Origin of the sequence: Oenococcus oeni DSM 20252 = AWRIB129 (assembly GCF_000372485.1) — a bacterium.
GTDB lineage: Bacteria > Bacillota > Bacilli > Lactobacillales > Lactobacillaceae > Oenococcus > Oenococcus oeni.
Genome location: NZ_AQVA01000006.1, coordinates 1 through 24,204, shown reverse-complemented (window position 1 = coordinate 24,204; position 24,204 = coordinate 1). Strand labels below are relative to the sequence as shown.

Genomic DNA, 24,204 nt, shown 5'->3' with positions numbered 1-24,204 from the left:
ATGGGGATTGGATTAATGACTGAAGAAACAGTACAACCATTGATTGAATTTAAAAACGTAAGTTTGGATTACGGTGAGACTAAAGTGCTTAAAAAAGTTGATTTGGAGATTGAAGAGGGGAAGTTTTACACTTTGCTTGGCCCTTCTGGATCTGGAAAATCGACTATTTTAAGCTTGATTTCTGGGAGATTACAGCCTACCGGAGGTGATATTTTAATTGAAGGTAAAAATGTTAACAGTTTGCCTTCAAATCAACGGAAGGTCAATACTGTTTTTCAAAATTACGCTTTGTTTCCCAATATGAATGTTTACGATAATGTGGCTTTTGGTCCTTCTATTAAGGGATTTTCAAAAAAAAAGATCGATCAATTAGTCAAATCGATGCTGAAACTTGTGAAACTTGACGATTTTTCCGATCGGGAAATTTCTGAAATTTCCGGAGGCCAACAACAACGTGTAGCGATTGCCCGCGCTTTGGCCAATCAGCCGAAGGTTTTATTGTTGGATGAGCCGCTCTCGGCTCTTGATTATAAATTACGCAAGGAAATGCAGTCTGAGTTGCGTGAATTGCAGCAACGTCTGGGAATCACCTTTATTTTTGTTACTCATGATCAAGAAGAAGCCTTGGCAATGTCCGACTGGATTTTTGTAATTAATGATGGAAAGGTTGAACAGTCCGGTTCTCCGGTCGATATTTACGATGAGCCGATCAACCATTTTGTTGCCAATTTTATCGGCGAGGCAAATATTGTGCCTGGTGTAATGAAAGAAGATTATCTCGTCAGCTTCGCTGGTAAGGATTTTAAAAACGTCGATGCAGGAATGCGTACTAATGAACGTGTCGAGGTAGTTATTCGTCCGGAAGATTTGGATATCGTTGTGCCGAGTCGGGGTAAATTACAGGTTACGATTGAGGATCAGTCATTTCGGGGTGATTCTTATGAAATTACAGCAATTGACGATGCTGGTAATGAATGGGCTGTCCAGGCAACTAATCCAGCCAAAATCGGTCAGCGTAGGGGCTTGAAATTTGACCCGGAGGATATACATATTATGAGATTAAACGAGTCTGAAGAGGATTTTGATGCTCGTCTGGAATCTTACGAGGGTGAAGACTGATGAAGAAGGGGAAACTGTTTTTCGCAGTCCTTTATGTTCTTTGGCTGGCTTTATTTGTTGTAGTTCCAATTGCCTTGCTGCTTTTTCAATCTTTAACCAGTGAAAGTGGACAGTTGACCTTGAATAATTTTGTTTCTTATTTTTCTTCCGGAACATATCTTCGAATGACTTTTAACTCGATCTTTTACGCTTTTTTGATTACTTTGATTACACTTGTCATTTCTTATCCAACGGCCTATCTTCTGTCCCAGTTGAAGAATCGCCAGTTTTGGTTGCTTTTGGTAATATTGCCAACCTGGATCAATTTGTTACTGAAAACATATGCCTTTATCGGTTTATTGTCTCGTGATGGTACGGCGAATTCTTTTATTGGCTTATTCGGCATTAGTCCTCAGCAGTTGCTTTTCACAGATTCAAGTTTCGTACTCGTTTCCAGCTACATTGAAATTCCCTTTATGATATTGCCGATTTTTAATGCTTTAAACGAAATTGATCGAGATTTAGTTCAAGCAAGCCGGGACCTTGGCGCAAATTCCTGGCAAACACTTTGGCGTTTGATTATTCCTTTATCGATGCCCGGGGTCAAGTCTGGAGTTCAATCCGTTTTTATTCCTTCTTTGAGCCTCTTCATGATCACGCGTTTAATCGGTGGAAATCGGGTTATCACCTTGGGGACGGCAATTGAGGAACTTTTCCTGACTACTCAAAATTGGCACATGGGTTCTACGATTGGAGTCATTTTGATTATTGCGATGGTTGCAACAATGGTTATCACCCGCGAACGGAAGAAATCGGTTTTACGTAGGGGAGGCAAATAATGAAGAAAAACAAAATCGGTAACCTCTATTTATGGCTTGTCTTTATCGTACTTTACGTTCCTATTTTCTATTTAATTACTTATTCCTTTAATTCGGGTAAATACATGCATGGCTGGAAGGGATTTTCCTTGATTCATTATTGCCAGCTTTGGGCAGATACAAGAATGATCGAGATCGTTGTCGATACGTTGATTATTGCTTTTTTATCGTCAGTTTTAGCAACGATTATTGGAACCTTTGGCGCACTTTGGATTAATTTTGCCAAAAGCCAATTAACAAAAAATATTTTACTTAATTTTAATTCGATTCTTTTAGTCAGTCCGGATGTTATTATCGGGGCCAGTTTTCTGATTTTTTTCACTGCTATAGGCCTTTCTTTGGGTTTTTTGTCTGTCCTATTAAGCCATATCGCTTTTAGTATTCCAATTGTTGTTTTAATGGTTTTGCCAAGACTGCAGGAAATGCCAGTTACCCTTACAGAGGCTGCTGAAGATCTTGGAGCGAATTTTTGGCAGGTTTTAAATAAGGTTACTCTGCCTTATATTTCTTCAGGAATTATGGCTGGTTTTTTTATGGCTCTAACCTATTCACTGGATGATTTTGCGGTTACTTTCTTTGTTACCGGCAATGGGTTTTCTACCTTATCGGTTGAAATATATTCCAGGGCCCGCCAAGGCATTAGCCTGGAAATTAATGCACTTTCAGCCATTATGTTTATTGTTAGTTTGATTCTTGTCTTTATTTACTATTTTATTTCCCGTAACGGTAATAGAAAACGGACACCCGGTCTGGAGGCGACAAAATGAAAAAACTTTTATCGGCTCTATTTGCCATCAGTCTGGTTATTGTCGGTTTATTCGCTATTCAACGCTATTTGGTTGCAAAAGAAAATGCAGCCGCCGGCACATCTGGAAGTGGCTCCAAAGTGCTTAACATTTATAATTGGGGAGATTATATTGATCCCAGTTTATTAACTAAATTCACAAAAGAAACCGGTTATCGGATTAATTATGAAACTTTTGATTCCAACGAAGATATGTATGCCAAAGTAAAGCAGGGCGGAACTTCTTACGACATTGTCGTTCCATCGGACTACATGGTTGAAAAAATGCGTCGAGAAAAAATGCTTTTACCAATTAATCGTAAGAAGTTCAAAGGCTTTAAATATTACGACAAGCGTTTTTTAAACAAGTCTTTTGATCCGGGGAATAAATATTCGATTCCGTATTTTTGGGGGACGCTTGGAATTGTTTATAATGACAAATTTGTTAAAAGGTCGGAAGTTGAAAGCTGGGATCAACTCTGGTCAAGTAAATTTCGCGACAAGATTCTTTTGGTTGATTCGGCTCGTGATGATTTTGCCTTCTCTTTAATTTCGATGGGAAAGTCGGTTAATGATAAAAGACCGGCAGATGTGCAGGCGGCTAAAGCAAAGCTAGATGCTTTGATGCCAAATGTCAAAGCAATTTTAGACGATGAGATTGTCATGTACATGGTCCAGGAGGAGGCGCCAATTGGGATAACCTGGTCTGGTGAGGCTTCCGAGATGATTGCGGAGAATAAGCATCTTCATTACGTAATTCCAAAAGAAGGTTCCAATATTTGGTTTGACAATTTGGCGATTCCAAAGACCGCCAAACATTTTAAAGCGATCTATAAATTTTTGAACTTTATGTCCGAACCTAAAAATGCGGCTCAAAATGCTGAATATGTTGAATATTCCACTCCAAATAAAGGCGCAATCAAAATCCTGCCAAAATCGGTTACTGGTGATCAACAATTCTATCCAAGCAATAAAACACTAAAAAATCTTCACGTCTATTCTGATCTCGGCCAAAAATGGACTCAGATTTATAACGATCTGTTCCTTGAATTTAAGATGACAAGCCGTTAATGATGGAAAAAAATAAAAAACTTGGTCTATTTTATGGTGTTTTGGGTCCTTTTCTGTGGGGAACCAACGGTGTTGTTACTCAATACTTGCTCAAAGTTGTTGATATAAATGTTAATTGGCTGCTTTCGGTGCGTTTGCTCTTTGCCGGGACGGCACTTATTTTGTACGTATTTTTAACTGATAGGAAAAATCTTTTTCGATTATTGGCCAATAAACAGGTCTATTTTCAAATGATTATTTTCATTATTTTTGGTGACTTTCTATCCCAATATACTTACATTATCGCGATTGCTAAATCCAACGCTGCATTGGCAACGATTTTGACTTCTTTAAATCCTGTTTTTGTAATTATTTTTTATGTTTTTCTGCAAAAGAGAGTCCCACAACGAATTGATGTTATTTCGGTTTTTGTGGCACTTTTAGGAACTTTTCTTCTTGTTACTCACGGATCTTTTAATCATTTGGAAATTTCTCCGGCCGGACTTTTTTGGGGTCTGCTTGCCGCTGCAGTTTATGCTTTTGGCACAATTTATCCGATTGGACTGATAGGCGAATACGGTCCTCTTCCAGTCACGGCTATTTCCCTTTTTGTATCGGGAATTGCTTTCAATTTTTATCGTCCTTTTTATCGCGTTGCCAACGATGTCACTAAGTAATTGGTTTTTACTGATCTTCTTTACGATTATCAGCACCGCTTTTGGAACTGCAATGTGGTTTTTAAGTCTTCACTTGATAGGGCCAACGACAATGAGTTTACTATCGGCTGTCGAACCGATGACTGCGATGATTTTAAGTGTTTTGCTTTTATCGGTTCCGATGGAATTGATTGATTATCTAGGAGCTGGATTGGTCATATTGATGATTGTTCTTCAATCCCTGAAAACAAGAAAAATTGGTTAATGGCCTATACCAATGTTCCTTTAAGCGACAACAATGCTGTTTTCAGCGTTTTTTTTAGTTATCCTAGAAGTCGGTATTTAGACCAATTTATATTTAGGAGTAGATATATATGTGTGGAATCGTTGGATATACTGGTGTTAATAACGCCCTGCCATTTCTGTTGAATGGCCTAGAAAAATTGGAATATCGTGGTTATGATTCGGCTGGCGTTTATGTACATACAGATGACAATCGTGATGTACTTGTAAAAGAAAAAGGTCGGGTTAAGGATCTTGAAAAAAAGGTCAAAGAATATGATATGCAGGGTAAATCAGGAATTGCGCATACACGTTGGGCGACCCATGGGCAGCCAAGTATTGAAAACGCTCATCCCCATGTTAGTGCCGATGGACGTTATTATTTAGTTCATAATGGCGTGATTGAAAATTATAAGCAGCTAAAAGCTGATTACCTATCTGATGTTGAGTTTAAATCCCAAACAGACACCGAGGTTGCCGTTCAGTTAGTTGGTAAATTTGCCAGTCAAGGCTTGGATACACTTGCAGCTTTTCGGAAAATGATTAATCTCCTTGATGATAATTCTTCATATGCCTTTTTGTTGATGGATACAAAACAACCCGATTTACTTTATACTGCTAAGACTAAAAGTCCTCTATTAATTGGGATTTCTGAAACTGGTAATGTTGTTGCATCCGATGCTCCGGCTGCTTTGGACCTGACAAAAGATTTTATAGAATTACGTGATGGCGAGATCGCCGTTGTGTCTAAAAATGATGTGCAGTTATATGATGCAGAAGGTAATAACTATACTCGTCAGCCTTTTCATTTGGACATTGATCCAACCGCTGCCGATAAGGGAGCATATCCCTTCTTTATGTTAAAAGAGATTGATGAGCAGGCGATTGTCACTCGAACACTGATTGAACATTATTTTGTTAACGGCCTTCCTCATATCAATGAAAAAATTATTCAAGCAATTAAGCAATCCGACCGCCTTTATATTGTTGCTGCCGGTACCAGCTATCATGCCGGTTTAATCGGTCGACGTTTCTTTGAAAAGTGGGCTGGGATTCCGACCGAAACTCATATCGCTTCCGAATTTGCCTACGATCGGCCAATTATTTCAAAAAAACCCTTTTTTATTTTTATTAGTCAGTCTGGTGAAACAGCTGATAGTATTCAGGTACTTGATTTTGTTCAAAAAGAATCATATCCAAGTTTGACGATTTCCAATGTAATGAATTCAACATTAACGCGCGAATCGGATTTTGCTTTACCAATATTGGCTGGTCCGGAAATCGCTGTTGCTTCAACTAAAGCATATACAGCGCAGATTATGACACAAGTCATTTTGGCCGCCGCCATTGCCGGTGGACACTCGGAATTGCAAGAAGAACTAAGCCGGCTTGCGATTGATCTTCAAGCGGAAATCGATGGTAAAGAAAAAATTAAGCAGATTGCCGATAAATATTTGGTCAATGCCAATCGTACTTTTTATATCGGTCGAGGCGCCGATGCTGATTCTACTTTAGAAGCTGCACTAAAACTTAAAGAAATATCCTATACTTTAGTTGAGGGTTTTGCGGCCGGAGAATTAAAACACGGAACAATTTCTCTGATTGAACAAGCGACTCCTGTAATTGGTTTAATATCGCAATCTAAAATGGCCGGATTGACTCGTTCCAATCTCGAAGAGACAATGGCTCGTGGAGCCAAAGCAGTCACGATTGTTACGAAGAATCTCGCCACTAAGGATGATGATATTATTTTGCCTGCGTTAACAGGCGAAATGGAGATGTTTGGTCCGATCTTGGAAGCTATTCCAATTCAACTTTTGGCTTATTATACTTCTTTGGGTCGGAACTTGGATGTTGATCATCCGCGTAACTTAGCAAAATCCGTAACTGTACAGTGAGGATATTGAAAACATGAAGGTTACTTTCAAAAAAGATTACTTAAAAGATTTTGTTGCCGATTCCGAGGTTGAATTGCTAAAACCAACGGCCGGTTTTGTCCGTGACACATTGCTTGCCCGTACTGGCGTTGGTAATGAGATGGAGGATTGGCTGACTTTGCCAAGCGACTACGATAAAGAAGAGTTTGCTCGGATTTTAAAGGTCGCTGATGAAATTAAGTCTGATTCTAAAGTCTTGGTCGTGATTGGAATTGGCGGTTCTTATCTCGGCGCTCGAGCAGTAATTGAGTTCTTAAAGTCCGAATTCCATAACGAAAAGGCAAATAAAGAAGGTCTTCCTGAAGTATATTTCGTTGGTACTTCCGCTTCTGGTCGCTATGTTGATGATGTAATCGATTTGATTGGCAACCGTGATTTTTCGATTAATATTATTTCCAAATCGGGAACCACAACCGAGCCTGCGATTGCTTTCCGTACTTTTAAGAGCTTAATTGAAAAAAAGTATGGCAAGGAAGAAGCCAGCAAACGAATTTTCGCGACAACTGATGCTCATAAAGGTGCCCTTTTGAACGTTGCAAAAGAAAATGGCTATGAGCGTTTCGTTGTTCCTGATGGTATAGGTGGAAGATACTCAGTATTAAGCGCTGTTGGTCTTTTACCAATTGCCGTTGCTGGAATCAACATTCAGAAGTTGATGGATGGCGCCAAGGCAGCCCAGGAAGAATTTGCCAAAGACGAAGATATTCTAAACAAACCATCGATTCTTTATGCAATCTATCGAAACATTTTGTACCGAAAAGGTTTTGATGTCGAGACGATTGTTGGTTATGAACCACAGTTCAGGTTCTTATTTGAATGGTGGAAACAATTGATGGCTGAGTCTGAAGGAAAAGACAATAAGGGCATTTATCCAACCTCAGCGATTTTCTCGACTGATTTGCATTCTATCGGCCAGTACATTCAAGATGGTAAGAAAATTCTATTCGAAACGATTTTGGATATTACCAAGCCGATTAGCGATCGCGTTGTTCCATCAGCTGATGATAATACTGATAATCTTGACTATATTTTAAATAAGCCGATGAAAGAGGTCAATGAAGCCGCACTTACAGCTACTGCACAAGCCCACACTTCGGCTGGCGTTCCAAACATTCTTTTGCAGTTGGATGATCTCGATGAATTTAATTTGGGTAACCTAATTTATTTCTTTGAGGCTGCTGTTGCGGTTTCCGGTTACTTGGATGGTATTAATCCATTTGATCAGCCCGGTGTTGAAATTTATAAAACAAATATGTTTAAAATTCTTGGCAAACCAGGTTATACAGATTAATTTAAAAACCGGTTAAAACCGGTTTTTAAATTAGGGGGATTTATGATTGTTTGTACAACTGAAAATATCGCTGGATATAGGATCGATAAAACTTTTGGGGAAGTTTTCGGTTTGACGACACGAAGCCGAAATCTTGTCCGAACCTTTGGTGCCGGATTAAAAACGCTTGTTGGCGGAGAAGTCGTTACATGGACTCAATTGCAAGACCAGGCTCGTTTAGAAGCGATTGAACGTTTGAAAAACAATGCTGATAAAATTGGCGCCAACGCAGTTACTATGATGCGTTTTGATTCTAACGAAGCTAATGGAATAATGAGTGTTGTCGCTTATGGAACAGCTGTAAAAGTTTCTGAATTGTGAGTTTTTACACTATAATAGTAGAAGTATATTGGAAATTTGTTAGGAGGCTAAATGACAAAATTAACTGTAAAAGACCTTGACTTAAAAGGCAAAAAAGTTTTGATGCGGGTTGATTTCAACGTACCGATTAAGGATGGCGTTATTGGCAATGACAACCGTGTTGTTGCTGCTTTGCCAACGATTAAATATGTTCTTGAACAGGGTGGAAAGGCTATTCTTTTTAGCCATCTCGGTCGTATTAAGAAGGCTGAGGACAAGCCAGGCTTGAGTTTGGCCCCGGTGGCCAAGCATCTGAGCGATTTGCTTAATCAAGAAGTTGTTTTCCCTGGAAAAACCGAGGGGAAAGAGCTCGAAGATGCTATCGACAAATTAAAAGACGGCCAGGTATTAATGGTTGAAAATACACGCTATGAGGACGTCGACGCCAATGGCGAGTACGTTAAACGCGAATCCGGCAACGACCCTGAATTAGGTAAATATTGGGCTGATTTGGGGGATGATTTGTTTGTCAACGATGCTTTTGGAACAGCACATCGTTCCCATGCGTCGAATGTTGGCATTGCCTCGAATGTTTCGAAAACTGCTGCTGGATTTCTAATGGAAAAAGAAATCAAGTATTTGGATGAGGCTGTTAATAATCCAAAGCGTCCATTCGTGGCTGTCTTAGGAGGCGCCAAAGTTTCTGATAAAATCGAAGTTATCAAAAATTTGTTGTCAAAAGCCGACAAAGTTATTGTTGGTGGTGGGATGAGTTACACTTTTTCCAACGCCAAGGGCGTGAAGATTGGTAATTCTTTGTTTGAAGCCGATAAAGTCTCTTTGGCCAAAGAAATTATGAAAGAAGCAGGTGACAAGCTCGTTTTGCCTGAGGATTCGGTTGCAGCTGAAAGCTTTGCAAACGATGTTCCAACAAAGGTTTTTGAAAACGGTATTCCTGATGGTTGGATGGGTCTTGATATTGGACCAAAAACGATCGAGAAATTCAAAAATACCCTAAAAGGGGCCAAGACAGTTGTTTGGAACGGTCCGATGGGTGTCTTTGAAATGAGTAATTTCGCTAACGGAACTTTGGAATTAGGAAAGTTTATTGGATCCCTAACTTCTGAAGGAGCGGCAACAATTGTTGGTGGTGGTGATTCAACTGCCGCAGTTTCTCAACTTGGAATTGCTGATCAATTTACTCACATTTCTACAGGTGGTGGAGCTAGTCTTGAATATCTGGAAGGTAAAACTCTTCCTGGCATTGCTGCTATTTCTGATAAGTGAAGTAAATAAAAAAAGCCCGGAATTTACCGAGCTTTTTTTATGCACATTTTCAATTTGATTAGGAATTTTCGTTAGTAATTAACATAATGCCCAGTAGAGCAGCAAGAAAGAAAAGAATTGCTAAGATTGCCAAGACGATTTTCGTGGGTGTCTTTTTAATTTTATGGGCAAAACTTATTTCTAGAAGAGCAACGAAGGCTAAAGCGACCGCTATTTTGAGAATTGTTAAGATTGGTTGGCTGTGAGCTGTTTTAAGAGCCAACAATAGTCCGCTGACAAAAAGTGGAAGATAAATAATTCTTGTAGTTAAAACAAGATTTTTATCTTTTTCGGGTTGCAAAATCAAAGCAGCTGTTGCTGAGACTGCAATTGCGATAACCGACATTACGTGGATAGCAATAATAATCTGCATGATGCCTTTATTTTAACGCACCGGACAGCTAAATAAAAAACACTGACTTTTTAATCTAAAGCCAGTGTTTTTAAAACATTTAGTTATCTTTTTGATTCGTGGCAGGAACGTCAGACGGGACTGTCTTGGCAGGTGCGTTTATCTTTTTCGGAACTAATACTATCTTGCCATCTCTATTAAGAGTCGCTCTGAGTTGATGAGCATTTGGATTGTCAAGATAGAAATCAGCAACCTTGTCTTCAATTTGTTCCTGAACGACACGACGCAGTGGTCGAGCGCCCATTTCCGGATTAAATCCTAATTCAACCAGTTTATCTTTGGCTGCTTTATCAACATCGACATGCAAATTATTATCAGCCAGCATTGAGTTCATTTGATTAAGCATCAGATCGGTGATTTTGCTCAATTCACTCTTACCAAGTTCTTTAAACTCGACAATTGCATCAAAACGGTTCAAAAATTCTGGTTTGAAGTAGTTCTTCAACTTTTCAACCAAGCGATGTTCAGCCGAATCTTCGGCTGTTTCAGCCGCAAAACCAACCGGATTATTTCCAACATCTCCACTTCCAGCATTGGAGGTCGCGATTACAATTGTATCTTTGAAACTAACTACATGGCCCTGTGAATCAGTTAAACGGCCATCATCGAGAATTTGCAGGAACATATTCATAACATCACGATGTGCCTTCTCGATTTCATCAAGCAAAATCAGTGAATATGGGTGGCGACGAACCTGCTCGGTTAATTGACCAGCTTCTTCATAGCCGACGTATCCAGCAGGAGCACCGATCAATTTTGAAATGCTTTGTGGTTCCATATATTCAGACATATCAAAGCGAATCATGGATTCTTCAGAACCAAACATTTCTTTAGAAAGTTGTTTGGCTGTTTCGGTTTTTCCGACCCCGGTTGGTCCGACAAACAGGAAAGAACCGATTGGACGACCGGACTTTGTTAATCCGATCCGATTGCGACGAACAGCACGGGAAACACGTTCAACAGCTTCGTTTTGGCCAATTACGTGTGCACGTAAGTGAGTATCCAAATCTTTTAACTGAGAGGCCTCGTTTTTCTTCAAATCGCCGACAGGAATTTTCGTCTTTTCTTCAATAATTTTGGCAATATCCGAAACAGTGACCGTTGCTGCATTAGCCACATTTTCTGGATTTTCTTCGGCAATTTTTTTTTGCTTCTGAAGATTATCTACCTGATCGCGCCAGTAACTGGCTTTTTCATAGTCTTCTTTTTCAATTGCTTGTTGTTTCATTGCTTCAGCATTATTGATTTTTTGCTGAATTTCTTCAGAACTTACGAATTCCAGATGAAGATTTTTCCTTGAACCCGCTTCATCGATCAAATCAATTGCTTTGTCGGGCAAAAAGCGCTCTGGAATGTAGCGATCTGATAGATCGACCGCTGTTTCCAATACATCATCGGGGTACTTTACATGGTGGAAGTCTTCATATTTCGGACGGAGACCTTTGAGAATCTCGACTGCTTCGATTCTCGACGGTTCTTCAACCATTACTTCTTGAAAACGTCGAGAAACGGCTCCGTCTTTTTCAATATTTCGATATTCTTTTAAAGTAGTCGCGCCAATCAACTGAAATTCGCCACGGGCGAGGGCCGGTTTTAAAATATTTCCGGCATCCATTCCGCCTTCGGCATTTCCTGCTCCCATGATTTCGTGAATTTCATCAATAAACAGGATAACTTCGTCGCGTGATTCAACTTCTTTCATTAGTTGCTGCATTCTAGCTTCAAATTGTCCTCGCATACTGGTCCCTTGAACTAAGGAAACCATATCCAAACGGATAACTTCCTTATTCATTAATTTATCGGGAACTTTCTTTGCGACGATTGCTTGTGCCAGCCCTTCGACAACAGCCGTTTTTCCAACACCGGGTTCGCCAATCAAGACAGGATTATTTTTTGTCCGTCTGTTGAGAATCTCAATTACACGCTCAACTTCTTTTCCGCGTCCAATAACCGGGTCTAATTTGCCTTTACGTGCTTGTTCCGTGATGTTTATGCCGAACTGCTCGAGCAAACCATTTTTCTTTTTATTATTATTTCCGCCGGTGTTTCCCGGACGAGCCTGAGCTGAACCGTTATTTGCTTGTTGCATATTTGCCATTTGGCCGTTCAATTGACGAAAAATATCATCAACATTAAAATTACCAAAAACGAAGGGATCGTCATTATAATCAGCCATTTTTTCCTCCGTCAAATAAAGAAAAATTTCAAACATTGGAGTCATTAGCAATGTTTGACCTTTATTGACCTTTGCAGAAAATTATACACCATTCTTATTAATAGTCAATAATGGTCAGAGATTCTCAAATCGTCCTGTTGGGCCTTCTCTGGAAGATTCAGTTATAATTCTTATAAGATGAAAAAGTTTTTACTATTTCTTGGGATTTTCCTCTTGCTTCTTATTGGGGTAGGATTTTATGCCTGGCATATAGAAAGAGATAGTTCGGATAAATATCAACAATTGAAAACGCTTGCAAAAAAACAGGTTGAAGAAAACAAATATAAGCAGGCAAAAAAAACGTTAACAAATTCATTGGACTTTGTTATAAACCAAGGAGCAATCGAAAGTAAAATTAACCAAATTTCCAGTTTTCAGGAAGCGTCGAAGTTTTTGAAAGTCAAAAATTATTCTGACGCAATTACCGCATTTAAAAAAATTCAATCATATAAAAATGGCTACAACATACTATTGTCACGTGCTAATGACTCGATTGAAAAGGCACGTCAAGCAATCGAAGAGCAGAAGAATCAAGCTGCCAAGGAAAGCTCTGAAGAGACTGAAACTGCCGGACAAGCTGATTCGGCATCGGCATCTTCCAGCGAGGCAGCCAAATCCAGCAGTTCGATTGCCAGCGAATGGACTAAAATTTATCAGACAACATCCAGCATTCCTCAAGAGGTTGTTGATCAGGGTCGTAAAAATCTTCAAGATGCGGGTGTTAATACGGACGCCATTTCTGATCTGAAAATTAGAGAGATGATTGTTGCTGCTGGAAAATTGCAGGAAAATATAGTTACCTATGCAAAGGAGAATGGATATAGCAACTAATGGATAAAGATTTTAAAGAACAACTAGAAGCATTAAGAAACGGAGAAATTGACCAATTCGAAGTGACGAGCGAAACTTTTCCTGATTTCTACAAGGCATGGAGCGATTTTAGTTTTCAATCCAGTATCAAAGGTTTTGCACAAAAAGGCGGAAAAATCATTTATCGTCGAAAAGAAAAGGTAGAATAATTAGTGAGCGTTTTGAAGCTTTAATCTAAAATTTGTTTAGAAAGCTTTTCGTGTAAGCGCTTGTGTAATATAAGTTTATTGATAAAATTAGATTAGAGGTTATGGAGGAATTATGGTTTCTAAAGAATTTACGATTACTGCTGACTCTGGCTTACACGCTCGTCCTGCGACGATGCTTGTTCAAAAAGCCTCAGAGTTCGATTCAAAGTTGACTTTGAAGTATGATGGCAAAGAAGTCAATCTAAAGTCGATTATGGGTGTAATGAGTCTTGGCGCGGGTAAAGGTGCTAAGATCGAGATCGTTGCCGACGGTGGCGACGCACAAGCAGCCCTTGACGGTGTTGAAGGTACGCTTAAGAGCGAGTCTCTAGTTTAATCTTGTAATATTTTAGCAACGTTCAGCGTTGTTTTTTTATACAAAAATTTGCTTGTTTTAAAATATTTTTTAAAAAATTGTTGATTTTTGGTAGTTGAATTAAAAACACCTCATAATTGGTCTTTTCAATTACGAGGCGAAAAATGACTTTATTTATTTTTACTTTATTTATTTTTTGCTTAAAAGAGCAGCAGCAGCCTGATCGAGAATAACCGTGACTTTTGGATGTTTTTGCAAAATAGAAGCTGGCACATCTTCGGTGACTGGTCCTTCGATAAATTCTTTAACTGCTTGTGCCTTTTCTTTCCCGTAAGCGGCAATTAAAATTTCTTTGCTTTTCATAATTGAGGCAATTCCCATTGAAACTGCTTGTTTTGGTACTTGATCAATCGAGTCGAAGAAACGCGAATTCGCTTGAATCGTATTATCTGTTAAATTGACGATGTGTGTTTGGGAATTAAAAGATGTTCCCGGCTCGTTGAATCCAATATGGCCGTTGCGACCAATACCAAGAATTTGCAGGTCGATCGGATTTTCTTCGATTATTTGATCATAATGTTTGGTTTCGCTTTTTAAATCATCAGCTAAGCCATTAGGCATGTAAGAATGAGCGAAGGGCTTTTTTGAGAAAAAGTATTTGTTCATGAAGTAGTGGTAACTTTCCGGATGGTTATTAGCAAGACCTTTGTACTCGTCAAGATTAATTGATATGAATTTTGTGAAGTCCAAATCCGATTGTGTGATTGCATCATAAATCGATATCGGCGTAGAACCGGTTGCCAAACCAAATACTTGTGCTCCTTGTTGAATTGCTTGTTTAAAAATCTGGAGGCCCTTTTGGCCAGCTTCGATTTGCGAATTAATAATTTCAAGTTTCATATTTTATGTCCTCAATAAAAGTATATCTTTTTAAAAAGTCAAGAACAATATTAAATTGGTATATAAATTGGTATAGTTTTTTTGTGGTTTTTTAACCATATTGGAATAAATTTTGTAAAACTAAAAATATCGGCAATTTTGGCTGCCAATCTTTGAAACAACAGGGTAGACCAAAAAATATTTATGGTTATTTTTGTCCTTTTAATCGTTATATAATTTAAATGGGGAGATAATCATGGTAGAAAAGAAAAATGTTCTACTTGTTGATGCAGCTGGAATGTCTATTTCGTTGCTGGCCAAAAAAATGGATGACTACGCTGAAATGAACAAGCTTCCATATTCGGTCGAAGGTGCGCTGCTGATTCAGTTGGACTTGATAAAGCTTCTAAAAGCGAGCCAAGGGTTATTTTGGTTGCACCACAGGTACGTTATTTGGTAAACAAGTACCAAAAAGCCTACGACAATAAAATTCCCGTCGGTTTAATCGATATGGTTGCCTATGGAATGATGGATGCCGGAAGAGTTTTAAAGCAAGTCGAAGCATTGGATAAGTGAATATAAAATTAGACCGTTTTGGTTGGCGAACGGTCTTTTGTTTTATCAAAAAAATGGAGGTAGGAATTGGAAATAAAATTAATCGCATTGGATTTAGACAACACTTTGTTGAATGCTAATAGTGAAATAAGCAGTCGCAATCGGGAAGTATTGAAGCTTTTACATAATAAAGGACTAAAAGTTGTTTTAACAACCGGCCGTCCCATTAAAGGGATTCTACCTTTTATAGATCAATTGGAATTAAAGCAGCCGGAAGATTATTCAATTAACTTTAATGGCGGCGTCATTCAAAATAATTTGAGTAAGAAAATTATTTTCAGCAAATTTTTAACGAAAGAAGATATTGCACCAATTAACGATTTGGCCAACCAGATGCGTTTCCCATTGGATGGTGTCGCAATTGACCGTGCTTATTCAATTATCGATATAAGAAAATCCGGTTATCAATCTTTTATAGGTAAATTAATGGATTTTACCGATCTTAGTTTTCATGATTTACCTGCCGATGAGCATTATTACAAATTTATTAGTCAAACAGATCCTGAGCAAGTTGCCAAAATTCAAGAAAAAGCCGCTGATTACCCAACTTTTACAATCGTTAAAAGTCGGCCCAATCTGTTGGAATTTTTGCCTAAGGGGGTCAATAAAAGTTTCGGTCTTGGCCAATTAATCAAACATTTTGGTTGGACATTTGATAACGTCATGGCTTTTGGCGACGAGGAAAATGATTTGCCAATGATTAAATCGGCGGGTATTGGTGTTGCAATGGGAAATGCGATCAAAGAGGTTAAGGAGGCAGCCCAAGCTGTGACAAAACTTAATACCGAAGATGGCGTGGCTGCTTACCTGGTGAAATATTTCGATCTATAGAATCGTGGGTCGGAGTTAATTGTTGCTGATGGAATTCTTTTGTACTTTGTTCACTTTTGATCTGAATTTTGGATAAAATATCCTAAGGAATTGTTGAAAACAGTTTCAAAGTCTATGATAGATACGACGGCATTTAGGTATTTGAATCTTAATTGACTTAAAAAGCCGAAGATTATTGAAAACGATTTTTTTGGTTACTTGTTTTTATAAACAAGGGTCGAAATTTTCATTATCAATAAATTCAAGTGGGGTATACAATGGCTGAAACGAAGAAATTAACTGGAATTGCGGCATCGGATGGTGTTGGGATCGCTAAAAGTTATTTATTGGTTGACCCAAGTTTAGCTTTTCCTTATAACGAAAAAATCAAAGATGTTGCTGCAGAGGAGAGTCGTTTAGACAAAGCACTTTCCGCTTCTAAAGACGATTTGAAGAAAATCGAAGCCAAAGCCGAAAAAAATCTTGGCAAAGAAGAAGCAGAAGTTTTTCAGGCACATATTACGATTCTTTCCGATCCGGAATTGGTTTCAGGAATTAAAGCACAGATTGAGCACAAACAAATTAATGCCGAATCAGCACTTAAAAATGTGACCGATAATTATATAGCGACTTTCGAAACGATGACTGATAACGCTTATATGCAGGAACGTGCAGCCGATATTCGTGATATTGCAAAACGAGTTACCAGCCATTTGTTGGGAATTGATTTGCCAAATCCGGCTTTAATCGATGAAGAGGTAATTATCGTTGCTCATGATTTGACCCCGTCCGATACCGCACAGCTCGATCCGACTTTTGTTAAGGGAATTGTTACTGATATCGGTGGACGAACAGCTCATGCTTCGATCATGGCTCGTTCTTTGGAAATTCCGGCAGTTGTTGGTATTGGGAATGCAATCAGTGAAATCAAGAATCACGTAAACATAATCGTTGACGGCGGAGCCGGCCAGGTCTTAATCGATCCGAACGAAGAAGAAGAAGTCGTATATGCTCGTAAAGTTGGTGAATACTTTGCTCGGAAACGCGAACAAGCCAAGCTTAAAAATCAAACGACTGAATCGGCCGATGGTAAGCACTTTGATATCAACGCGAATATTGGTTCTCCGAAAGACTTGGATTCAGTGATTGAAAGTGGGGCAGAGGGAATTGGTTTATTCCGGACAGAATTTTTGTTTATTGATTCAGATCATCTTCCAACTGAAGATGAGCAATTTTCTGCTTATAAGGCCGCATTGCAGGCAGTAGATGGAAAACCAGTTACGATCCGTACGATGGATATTGGCGGTGATAAACAGTTGAGTTATTGGAAATTGCCGAAGGAAGATAACCCGTTTTTGGGCTATCGTGCGATTCGTATTTCTCTAAAACAGGATGATATCTTCCGTACACAACTTAGGGCACTTTTACGCGCCTCGGTTTACGGGAATTTATGGATTATGTTTCCTATGATCGCTACTTTGCCTGAGTTCCGTCAAGCGAAGAAAATCTATGAAGAAGAAAAAGATAAATTGCTTTCTAAGGGCACTAAGATTGCTGACGATATAAAGCTTGGAATCATGGTTGAAATTCCTGCCTCGGCTGTTTTAGCTGATAAATTCGCCAAAGAGGTTGATTTCTTTTCAATCGGTACTAATGATTTGATTCAATATACGATGGCAGCTGATCGAGGGAACGATAGTGTTTCTTATTTATATCAGCCATATAATCCGGCAATTTTGCGATTGGTTCATAATGTTATCGATGCTGCACATAAAGAAAATAAAGTTGTCGCGATGTGTGGAGAAATGGCAGGAGATCCAGTTGCCGTACCTGTCCTGGTGGGATTGGGCCTTGACGAGTTTTCGATGTCGGCTTCATCGGTTTTGCCGACTCGTTCGCTGATAAAACACTTAAAATTCTCGGACATGAAAAAATTAGCAATAGAGAGTTTGGATAAAGACACGAATCAAGAAGTAATCGATTTAGTCAAAAATTCAATTAAATGAGGGCCTACGGGTCTTTTTTTTTACTTAAAAGTATAATAAAAGCATGAATATTGGACTTTTTACCGACACCTATTTTCCACAAATATCCGGTGTCAGCACAAGCACGCAAATTTTGGCCCAACAATTGGAAAACTTGGGTCACAACGTTTATATTTTTACGACAACCGATCCAAAAGTAAAACGTTCGCATTATGGGCATGGATCAGAAAAAAATATTTATCGTTTTTCTTCGATTCCATATACAGGGTTTAAGGACCGCCGGATTACTTTTCGTGGTTTTTTTGAGGCGATCGAAATTGCACGAACCTTACGTCTCGATATTATTCATACTCAGACAGAATTCAGTCTTGGATTGATGGGGAAAATAATTGCCCGCCAGCTGAAGATTCCGATTGTGCACACATATCACACGATGTACCAAGATTATACGCATTATGTAATGAACGGGAGATTAATCAAAGCAGGTGGTGTTGAAGTAATTGTCCGCGCTTATTTGAAGTCGGTTAATGGAGTGATTGCCCCGAGCCAAAGAGTTTATGATACTTTACGCGGTTATGGAGTGGATGCCCCGATGCCGATAATTCCGACCGGTGTCAGTTTTTCAAAAAATATGCCTGATAATTCAGCTGAATTAAGAAAAACCTTAAAAATAAGGCCAAGACAACCGGTTATTTTGTCACTGGGCAGAGTCGCTTTTGAAAAGAATATCGAAGAGCTTATTAATGTGATGTCTTATATTATTAACGATTTTCACAATGCAATTCTCGTTATTGCCGGGGATGGTCCGGCAAGAGAAGAGTTGGAAGACCATGCTAAGGCTCTTGGCCTGAACAAACACGTCAAGTTTGTCGGCATGGTCGACCATGCCGATGTCTATTCCTATTACCGGATGGCCGATGTTTTTGCCAGTCCTTCGACTTCCGAATCACAAGGCTTAACCTTTATCGAGGCAGTTAATGCCAATCGTCCTTTTGTCGCAATGTCGAATCCTTATTTAACCCAAATTACGAAATCCAAATTTATTGGCACAATTGTCCATGACAATGCAGAGATGACTGAAGCGATTGAAAACTATCTTTCTGATCCAAGTTTTAAAAAGGAAAATCCTGAACGTGATAGGGTTTTAAAAGAGATTAGTGCTGAAAAATTTGGAGCCGACGTTTTAAAATTCTATCAACAAATTATTAATAGCTTTGATCCGAATGGCTCCAAGTCTTCTGACGAACCAACTGATGAGGAAATTGGCTATGCCCGTCAATTATTAGGTCGTTTGCCTCTGCCGAAAGTCGCAAAACGAAAGATTTTGAAAGTTAAAAAGGAAGCACGTGATAATAAATAGTAGAATAAATTGAATGAAAGTATTGCAGTATTTTGAAAACCCGGGTTTAATCAGTCGTTCCGGGATTGGACACGCTCAACGTTTGCAGCAGGAGGAACTCTCTTATACGGATATAGTTCTTGACACTAGCCCTTTTTCTAAAGATTACGACCTGATTGACGTTAACACTTATGGGCCTAAATCCTTGGCAATGGTGGCCAAGGCTCGTTTACAGAATCGAAAGGTTGTTTATCACGCTCATTCGACTTATGAAGATTTTCGCAATTCTTTTATTGGATCGAATTTTCTTTCCAAACCCTTTAAAAAGCATCTGATTAAAGCTTATCGGCAGGCTGATTTAATTATTACGCCAACGCCTTATGCTAAATCTCTATTACGGTCTTATGGATTAAAACAGCCGATTGTTCCAATATCGAATGGCGTACGGGTTTCCTCTTATCGTCGAAACAAGTCTAAAATTATTAAGTTCCGTCAGTTTTTGAATTTAAAGGAAAATGATAAAAGAAAAATAATTATTTCTGTTGGCCTTTATTTTCAAAGAAAAGGGATTATGGATTTTGTTGAATTGGCAAGGAGAAATCCCGAGCATCTTTTTGTATGGTTTGGTTATACCGATTTACGGATTATTCCAAAAAAAATCAGGGAAACCGTAAAAAAAGACCATCCTGATAATTGTGTTTTTGCTGGATATATTACTGGAGATGTTTTGCAGGGAGCTTATTCCGGCGCCGACCTGTTTTTATATCCCAGCTATGAAGAAACCGAAGGGATTGTTGTTCTTGAGGCTTTGGCCAGCTCACAAAAGGTCCTCGTTCGCGATATTCCTGTTTATAACGACTGGCTTCATGATGGATTTGATTGTTATAAAGCGTCTAATCTGGATGAATTTGATAAACGCTTAAACGAAATTTTGGCTGGGAAAGTTAAGAATGTATCAAAAGCAGGGCACGAAGTTGCTTTAAAGCGGGATGTTTCGTTGATTGGGCCGCAATTAAAAAAAGCTTATGAAGAAGCTTTGTCTTTGCCAAGTCAGGAGAGTAGATGAATACTAAACAACGGGTTTTTTGGATGTTTTTTACGCTTTTTATCGGCGCTTTGGCTTTTATTTATAGTTTCCATAAAGTGAATATTAGGGAGTTTAGAGAACAAATTTCTCAAACTAATTACGGTTGGCTTCTGGTCGCTTTTGTATTGATTATTTTTTATTATCTTTCAATGGCTTGGATCTTAAAAATTCTTTTGGAACCAACTAAAGTCAGTTTTTGGGGAATTTTACGAACTCCTTTTATGGAACAGTTTGGCAATGGAATTACTCCTTTTTCGGTTGGCGGGCAGCCGATGCAAATTCTTGGTCTGCGCCAGGCTGGTGTTTCTCTTGGGGAGGGCAGCTCAGTCTCCTTGATGAAATTCGTTATTTATCAATCGATGATTGTGATAGCATTTTTTATCTGCTTGTTGTTTGGATACCAGTATGTTGCTAATCATATGTTGGCAATGACAAGTCTGGTTGTCTTTGGCATCGTTATTCACGCACTTGTTTTGCTGGTTCTCATATTTATTATGTTTTTTCCGCCAATTACGGAGAAAATTGCAAATATTGTTTTGATACCATTTCACTGGTTTCTGACCGATCAGCAAGTTGATGGAATTGATAGGAAACTTAACCAAAAAATTATCGAGTTTCATGATGTTTCCAAAAAGTTGGCGAACGATCCGAAAAAATTGATTAAGGTTTCGCTTGTTACTTTAATACAGCTCTTCGTCTATTATTTGATTCCCTACTTTATTCTCCTAGCCGTTGGAGCCGATAATGCCGATCCGATGTTCATTGTTGTTTTAAACGTTATCCTGACTTTGGCAATTTCTATTTTTCCCGTTCCTGGTGGCACTGGTGGCGCGGAAATAGGCTTCTCGCTACTTTTTTCCAGTTTCCTGCCAAACCATACAGTCACCATTTTTGCAATGCTGGTTTGGCGAATAATAACTTATTATTTTGGCATCTTCACTGGTTTGATAGCGTATAATGTAATACCGAATCAGCTTGATGAAAAAGATCATGTCGAAAACTGAATCGGAAATTACTCCAATTATTAACCGTCTTGAAGCAATGGTTAAGGATCAGAGCGGACAAGAAGTGCAAGTTCGAAATTTTGATCTTTATGGGTTAAATCTAGCTAGAGTGAGTTTTGATCGTCGAACGAATATTTTTACTATTAAGGAGTTTCGAGATAATCATGTTTTTAAATTTGATAATATCGATTTAGTTGCTATTGATATCTACGAAATTCTCCGTGATTTGAAGTTGACTTTTTAATGATTAGACATAAATTTGAACAAATAAAGAATTTTTTAAGTAACCACCAGGTTCGACCAATCGTCGCGTTTTTTTTGATCAACCTGTTTTTTATTGAATTGAAAACGGTTATAGAATATTACATTAATTTTAATCTTGGCATTAAAGGAATGATGCAGGTTTTGATTTCCGTTCTTAATCCTTTGCCAACGGCGATTTTATTTTTGAGTATTGCTTTATATTTTCGCGGTTATTTGGCCTATTGGCTGATGATTTTGATGAATCTCATTCAGACTTTGTGGTTATTTGCCAATATGCTTTATTACCGCGAATTCAGTGATTTTTTGTCTTTTTCAATTATGTCTTCCGGTTCTTCAGTTAGCGAAAATCTAGGAAAATCGATTGCCGGTATCATTCGTTTGAGCGATTTTCTTGTTTTTTTGGATATTATTGTTCTAATCCTTCTTCTTCTTTTCCGGCAAATTACCTCTGATAAAAAAGGCTTGCAAAGAAGATATGCTGTTTTGACTTCAACACTCGGTTTTGTACTTATTTTTGTTGTTTTTGGTCTGGCAAATTCCAATCGTTCAGGTTTGTTGACTCGTTCTTTTGATACTAACTATATTGTTAAATATTTAGGATTGAATGAATATGCGGCTTTTAATGCTGTACAGACCCGTAACCAGGCTGTTAGCCGAAAAAAAGCCAGTGCAGCTGAATTGAAGCCGATTCTAAAGTGGATCAATTCTAATCGTGCGCCGGTAAATGTGAAATATTATGGCGTCGATAAAGGGAAAAATGTCTTTGTTTTCCATTTGGAATCTTTTCAGCAGTTTTTAATAGATTATAAAGTCGATGGAAAAGAAGTCACGCCGAATCTTAATAAGTTCTATCACGATTCGCATACCTTGTCTTTCGATAATTTTTATAATCAAGTAGGCCAAGGGAAAACTTCTGATGCCGAGATGATGTTGGATAACTCTCTATTTGGTTTGTCCTCTGGTTCGGCGATGGTTGAATATGGGACAAGCAATACTTTCCAGTCGGCTCCAGCGATCTTAAATCAATTAGGATATACGACAGCAGCATTCCACGGGGATGTACCGTCTTTTTGGAATCGTGATAATACATATAAATCATGGGGTTATGATTATTTTTTCAGTAAGAATTTTTATTCGAATGCTTCTAAGTCGACTTACAATGTCGGTTACGGAATGCTGGATAAAATTTTCTTGAAAGATGCATCGAAATATATCGCTGAATTGCCGCAACCTTTCTACGCAAAAGTTATAACTGTTACCAACCATTACCCCTACGAGACTAATAAGGAGATATCTAGCCAATTTCCGGCTACAACGACAGGCGATAAGACCGTTGACCATTATGTCCAGACTGCTCATTATTTGGATTCAGCTTTTGGCGAATTTATCGCTTGGCTTAAGGCCAGTGGCCTTTATGACAACAGTGTAATTTATGTTTATGGGGATCATTATGGAATTTCGGAAAATCACGAAGCAGCGATTGCTCAATTATTAAAAAAGAAAAAAATCACCAATTATGATCTAGCTCAATTTCAAAAAGTTCCTTTTATGATTCACGCCAGTAATTTAAAAGGGGGAATAGACCACACTTATGGCGGAGAAATCGATGTTCTGCCAACTTTGCTTGATCTGTTGGGAGTCCAGAACACCAACTCTGTTCAATTCGGGAGCGACCTTCTTTCAACTAAGCGTCGCCAGATTGTCAGTTTCAGGAATGGAGATTTTGTTACGCCGACCGTAATCAAAATGAATGGTACGTATTGGAACACACAGACTGGAAAATCGATAAAATATAAAACCGCCTCCAAATCAATGAAAAAATTTATCGATAAGACTCAAGAATATGTCGACGATCAGCTTAAGTATTCCGATGAAGTTGTTACCGGAGATTTACTGCGTTTTTACCATCGAACGAATTTTAAGACCGTAATTAAGAAAAACTATAGTTATACAACGAGCAGCACACTTGCTCGTTTAAAGAAGGCCTTAACTTCGAATCCAAGTTCTTTGGATGCCAAAAATAAGGGCAAGTCTTTGACATCGCTCTATAAAACCAGTGAACTTATGCTGAAGTCCCAATCTAAAATAAAAAAATACTATGAAAAAGTTAAAGAAGAGAAAGCTAAGGAGAAGTCGTCTTCTGATAGTTCTTCTGCTTCGGTTGAACCGGCTTCCAGCAGTTCTTCATCATCTAGTGCATCTTCTTCTAAATAACTTTTTCCCTACCCGCTGAATCTTCAGCGGGTTTTTTATATTTTTTTTCATTTTCCTATTGACCTTCGGTTTAAATGGCTGTAATATATTTAAGTCAGCTCAGGGAGCGCGGCGGACTTAAAAGATTTCTTTTCTCAAGAAATTGTTGAAAAAGTCTTGACATTCGCTTGCTTCTCTGGCACGATATAAAGGTTGCTTTTGAAGTGACGCAGCACTTTGAAAACTGAACAGAACAAAGACAAACAAATTGTGTAGGGATTCATATTTATGCAAATAGATATGAACAAATTAATTAATTTGCGAAGTCAATTCGTAATACAAAAACAATAAATTACGTAACAACGTTTGGTAAAACAAACAGTCAG

25 protein-coding genes are annotated in these 24,204 nt (G+C 38.5%); 22 read left to right on the top strand and 3 right to left on the bottom strand.

The features are described 5' to 3' along the window. Positions 1-15: 15 nt before the first annotated feature. From A3G9_RS0105040 to A3G9_RS0105000, 10 genes are all read left to right on the top strand, one after another. Complete coding sequence (locus A3G9_RS0105040) at positions 16-1,119, top strand: ABC transporter ATP-binding protein (RefSeq protein WP_032804491.1); 1,104 nt, start codon at positions 16-18, stop codon at positions 1,117-1,119. Beyond that, on the top strand, positions 1,119-1,937 hold the full coding sequence (locus A3G9_RS0105035; RefSeq protein WP_002818491.1) for an ABC transporter permease: 819 nt from the start codon (positions 1,119-1,121) through the stop codon (positions 1,935-1,937). The genes A3G9_RS0105040 and A3G9_RS0105035 overlap by 1 nt, the downstream gene beginning before the upstream one ends. Further along, positions 1,937-2,743 (top strand): ABC transporter permease, encoded by an 807-nt coding sequence (locus A3G9_RS0105030; protein ID WP_002818492.1) that lies wholly within the window; start codon positions 1,937-1,939, stop codon positions 2,741-2,743. Before A3G9_RS0105035 ends, A3G9_RS0105030 begins: the two co-directional genes overlap by 1 nt. Continuing rightward, a complete protein-coding gene (locus A3G9_RS0105025) occupies positions 2,740-3,831 on the top strand; it encodes an ABC transporter substrate-binding protein (protein WP_002816514.1) in 1,092 nt (363 codons plus the stop codon). The genes A3G9_RS0105030 and A3G9_RS0105025 overlap by 4 nt, the downstream gene beginning before the upstream one ends. Beyond that, positions 3,831-4,487, top strand: coding sequence for a DMT family transporter (locus A3G9_RS01000000109505; protein WP_018025254.1), 657 nt, complete (start codon positions 3,831-3,833; stop codon positions 4,485-4,487). The genes A3G9_RS0105025 and A3G9_RS01000000109505 overlap by 1 nt, the downstream gene beginning before the upstream one ends. Continuing rightward, on the top strand, positions 4,474-4,731 hold the full coding sequence (locus tag A3G9_RS1000000110415) for an EamA family transporter (RefSeq protein WP_002818494.1): 258 nt from the start codon (positions 4,474-4,476) through the stop codon (positions 4,729-4,731). The genes A3G9_RS01000000109505 and A3G9_RS1000000110415 overlap by 14 nt, the downstream gene beginning before the upstream one ends. 109 nt (positions 4,732-4,840) lie before the next feature. Next, positions 4,841-6,646 (top strand): glutamine--fructose-6-phosphate transaminase (isomerizing), encoded by a 1,806-nt coding sequence (glmS, locus tag A3G9_RS0105015; protein WP_002818495.1) that lies wholly within the window; start codon positions 4,841-4,843, stop codon positions 6,644-6,646. A gap of 13 nt (positions 6,647-6,659) precedes the next feature. Further along, positions 6,660-7,976: a glucose-6-phosphate isomerase gene (locus A3G9_RS0105010; RefSeq protein WP_002821405.1), complete on the top strand. Its 1,317-nt coding sequence runs from the start codon at positions 6,660-6,662 to the stop codon at positions 7,974-7,976. A gap of 42 nt (positions 7,977-8,018) precedes the next feature. Beyond that, positions 8,019-8,336, top strand: a complete 318-nt coding sequence (locus A3G9_RS0105005) for a heavy metal-binding domain-containing protein (protein ID WP_002816510.1) — start codon at positions 8,019-8,021, stop codon at positions 8,334-8,336. Positions 8,337-8,387: 51 nt separating this feature from the next. Then, entirely contained in the window at positions 8,388-9,602 is a 1,215-nt protein-coding gene (locus A3G9_RS0105000) for a phosphoglycerate kinase (protein WP_002818499.1), read from the top strand. Between the two features lie 58 nt (positions 9,603-9,660). On the opposite strand, the gene A3G9_RS0104995 is transcribed toward A3G9_RS0105000, so the two are convergent. Then, on the bottom strand, positions 9,661-10,014 hold the full coding sequence (locus A3G9_RS0104995; RefSeq protein WP_002818500.1) for a DUF1516 family protein: 354 nt from the start codon (positions 10,012-10,014) through the stop codon (positions 9,661-9,663). A gap of 79 nt (positions 10,015-10,093) precedes the next feature. Further along, a complete protein-coding gene (locus A3G9_RS0104990) occupies positions 10,094-12,274 on the bottom strand; it encodes an ATP-dependent Clp protease ATP-binding subunit (RefSeq protein ID WP_002821404.1) in 2,181 nt (726 codons plus the stop codon). Between the two features lie 132 nt (positions 12,275-12,406). On the opposite strand from A3G9_RS0104990, the gene A3G9_RS0104985 reads away from it, so the two are divergent. The 3 genes from A3G9_RS0104985 to A3G9_RS0104975 all read left to right on the top strand — a co-directional run bounded on the left by A3G9_RS0104985 (position 12,407) and on the right by A3G9_RS0104975 (position 13,663). Then, on the top strand, positions 12,407-13,099 hold the full coding sequence (locus A3G9_RS0104985) for a hypothetical protein (protein WP_002818504.1): 693 nt from the start codon (positions 12,407-12,409) through the stop codon (positions 13,097-13,099). Continuing rightward, positions 13,099-13,287 (top strand): hypothetical protein, encoded by a 189-nt coding sequence (locus tag A3G9_RS0104980; RefSeq protein WP_002818505.1) that lies wholly within the window; start codon positions 13,099-13,101, stop codon positions 13,285-13,287. The genes A3G9_RS0104985 and A3G9_RS0104980 overlap by 1 nt, the downstream gene beginning before the upstream one ends. A gap of 112 nt (positions 13,288-13,399) precedes the next feature. Then, positions 13,400-13,663 carry a phosphocarrier protein HPr gene (locus A3G9_RS0104975; RefSeq protein WP_002816503.1) on the top strand — a complete coding sequence of 88 codons (264 nt, stop codon included), beginning with the start codon at positions 13,400-13,402 and terminating at the stop codon, positions 13,661-13,663. Positions 13,664-13,831: 168 nt separating this feature from the next. On the opposite strand, the gene nagB is transcribed toward A3G9_RS0104975, so the two are convergent. Further along, complete coding sequence (gene nagB / locus A3G9_RS0104970; RefSeq protein ID WP_002818506.1) at positions 13,832-14,542, bottom strand: glucosamine-6-phosphate deaminase; 711 nt, start codon at positions 14,540-14,542, stop codon at positions 13,832-13,834. A 235-nt stretch (positions 14,543-14,777) separates the two neighbouring features. On the opposite strand from nagB, the gene A3G9_RS0104965 reads away from it, so the two are divergent. From A3G9_RS0104965 to A3G9_RS0104925, 9 genes are all read left to right on the top strand, one after another. Next, complete coding sequence (locus tag A3G9_RS0104965) at positions 14,778-14,981, top strand: PTS sugar transporter subunit IIB (RefSeq protein ID WP_002818507.1); 204 nt, start codon at positions 14,778-14,780, stop codon at positions 14,979-14,981. Further along, entirely contained in the window at positions 14,951-15,097 is a 147-nt protein-coding gene (locus A3G9_RS1000000109845; protein ID WP_189311648.1) for a hypothetical protein, read from the top strand. The genes A3G9_RS0104965 and A3G9_RS1000000109845 overlap by 31 nt, the downstream gene beginning before the upstream one ends. A gap of 66 nt (positions 15,098-15,163) precedes the next feature. After that, on the top strand, positions 15,164-15,967 hold the full coding sequence (locus tag A3G9_RS0104955) for a Cof-type HAD-IIB family hydrolase (protein ID WP_002821403.1): 804 nt from the start codon (positions 15,164-15,166) through the stop codon (positions 15,965-15,967). Between the two features lie 257 nt (positions 15,968-16,224). Further along, positions 16,225-17,952, top strand: coding sequence for a phosphoenolpyruvate--protein phosphotransferase (ptsP, locus tag A3G9_RS0104950; RefSeq protein WP_002818510.1), 1,728 nt, complete (start codon positions 16,225-16,227; stop codon positions 17,950-17,952). Positions 17,953-17,995: 43 nt separating this feature from the next. Next, the gene (locus tag A3G9_RS0104945) at positions 17,996-19,291 is read left to right on the top strand and encodes a glycosyltransferase family 4 protein (RefSeq protein ID WP_002818511.1); all 1,296 of its coding nucleotides are present in this window, start codon (positions 17,996-17,998) and stop codon (positions 19,289-19,291) included. 13 nt (positions 19,292-19,304) lie between these two features. Continuing rightward, complete coding sequence (locus A3G9_RS0104940) at positions 19,305-20,336, top strand: LTA glycolipid anchor biosynthesis glycosyltransferase, IagA/BgsA family (protein WP_002816498.1); 1,032 nt, start codon at positions 19,305-19,307, stop codon at positions 20,334-20,336. Next, positions 20,333-21,361, top strand: a complete 1,029-nt coding sequence (locus A3G9_RS0104935; protein WP_002818512.1) for a lysylphosphatidylglycerol synthase transmembrane domain-containing protein — start codon at positions 20,333-20,335, stop codon at positions 21,359-21,361. Before A3G9_RS0104940 ends, A3G9_RS0104935 begins: the two co-directional genes overlap by 4 nt. After that, complete coding sequence (locus tag A3G9_RS0104930) at positions 21,348-21,605, top strand: YkuJ family protein (RefSeq protein ID WP_002818513.1); 258 nt, start codon at positions 21,348-21,350, stop codon at positions 21,603-21,605. Before A3G9_RS0104935 ends, A3G9_RS0104930 begins: the two co-directional genes overlap by 14 nt. Beyond that, positions 21,605-23,839 (top strand): LTA synthase family protein, encoded by a 2,235-nt coding sequence (locus A3G9_RS0104925; RefSeq protein WP_002821402.1) that lies wholly within the window; start codon positions 21,605-21,607, stop codon positions 23,837-23,839. Before A3G9_RS0104930 ends, A3G9_RS0104925 begins: the two co-directional genes overlap by 1 nt. Positions 23,840-24,204: the final 365 nt, after the last annotated feature.

Excerpts from the sequence above, each read along its gene's own strand:
- A3G9_RS0104980 (WP_002818505.1), top strand. The coding sequence starts at position 13,099 with ATGGATAAAGATTTTAAAGAACAACTAGAAGCATTAAGAAACGGAGAA.
- glmS (WP_002818495.1), top strand. The coding sequence starts at position 4,841 with ATGTGTGGAATCGTTGGATATACTGGTGTTAATAACGCCCTGCCATTT.
- A3G9_RS0104925 (WP_002821402.1), top strand. The coding sequence starts at position 21,605 with ATGATTAGACATAAATTTGAACAAATAAAGAATTTTTTAAGTAACCAC.
- A3G9_RS0105030 (WP_002818492.1), top strand. The coding sequence starts at position 1,937 with ATGAAGAAAAACAAAATCGGTAACCTCTATTTATGGCTTGTCTTTATC.
- nagB (WP_002818506.1), bottom strand. The coding sequence starts at position 14,542 with ATGAAACTTGAAATTATTAATTCGCAAATCGAAGCTGGCCAAAAGGGC.
- A3G9_RS0105010 (WP_002821405.1), top strand. The coding sequence starts at position 6,660 with ATGAAGGTTACTTTCAAAAAAGATTACTTAAAAGATTTTGTTGCCGAT.
- A3G9_RS0105040 (WP_032804491.1), top strand. The coding sequence starts at position 16 with ATGACTGAAGAAACAGTACAACCATTGATTGAATTTAAAAACGTAAGT.
- A3G9_RS0104945 (WP_002818511.1), top strand. The coding sequence starts at position 17,996 with ATGAATATTGGACTTTTTACCGACACCTATTTTCCACAAATATCCGGT.
- A3G9_RS0104930 (WP_002818513.1), top strand. The coding sequence starts at position 21,348 with ATGTCGAAAACTGAATCGGAAATTACTCCAATTATTAACCGTCTTGAA.
- A3G9_RS0104940 (WP_002816498.1), top strand. The coding sequence starts at position 19,305 with ATGAAAGTATTGCAGTATTTTGAAAACCCGGGTTTAATCAGTCGTTCC.
- A3G9_RS0104975 (WP_002816503.1), top strand. The coding sequence starts at position 13,400 with ATGGTTTCTAAAGAATTTACGATTACTGCTGACTCTGGCTTACACGCT.
- A3G9_RS0104965 (WP_002818507.1), top strand. The coding sequence starts at position 14,778 with ATGGTAGAAAAGAAAAATGTTCTACTTGTTGATGCAGCTGGAATGTCT.
- A3G9_RS0104990 (WP_002821404.1), bottom strand. The coding sequence starts at position 12,274 with ATGACTCCAATGTTTGAAATTTTTCTTTATTTGACGGAGGAAAAAATG.
- A3G9_RS0105035 (WP_002818491.1), top strand. The coding sequence starts at position 1,119 with ATGAAGAAGGGGAAACTGTTTTTCGCAGTCCTTTATGTTCTTTGGCTG.
- A3G9_RS0105005 (WP_002816510.1), top strand. The coding sequence starts at position 8,019 with ATGATTGTTTGTACAACTGAAAATATCGCTGGATATAGGATCGATAAA.
- A3G9_RS0104935 (WP_002818512.1), top strand. The coding sequence starts at position 20,333 with ATGAATACTAAACAACGGGTTTTTTGGATGTTTTTTACGCTTTTTATC.
- A3G9_RS0105000 (WP_002818499.1), top strand. The coding sequence starts at position 8,388 with ATGACAAAATTAACTGTAAAAGACCTTGACTTAAAAGGCAAAAAAGTT.
- A3G9_RS0104995 (WP_002818500.1), bottom strand. The coding sequence starts at position 10,014 with ATGCAGATTATTATTGCTATCCACGTAATGTCGGTTATCGCAATTGCA.
- A3G9_RS0105025 (WP_002816514.1), top strand. The coding sequence starts at position 2,740 with ATGAAAAAACTTTTATCGGCTCTATTTGCCATCAGTCTGGTTATTGTC.
- A3G9_RS0104985 (WP_002818504.1), top strand. The coding sequence starts at position 12,407 with ATGAAAAAGTTTTTACTATTTCTTGGGATTTTCCTCTTGCTTCTTATT.
- ptsP (WP_002818510.1), top strand. The coding sequence starts at position 16,225 with ATGGCTGAAACGAAGAAATTAACTGGAATTGCGGCATCGGATGGTGTT.
- A3G9_RS01000000109505 (WP_018025254.1), top strand. The coding sequence starts at position 3,831 with ATGATGGAAAAAAATAAAAAACTTGGTCTATTTTATGGTGTTTTGGGT.
- A3G9_RS1000000110415 (WP_002818494.1), top strand. The coding sequence starts at position 4,474 with ATGTCACTAAGTAATTGGTTTTTACTGATCTTCTTTACGATTATCAGC.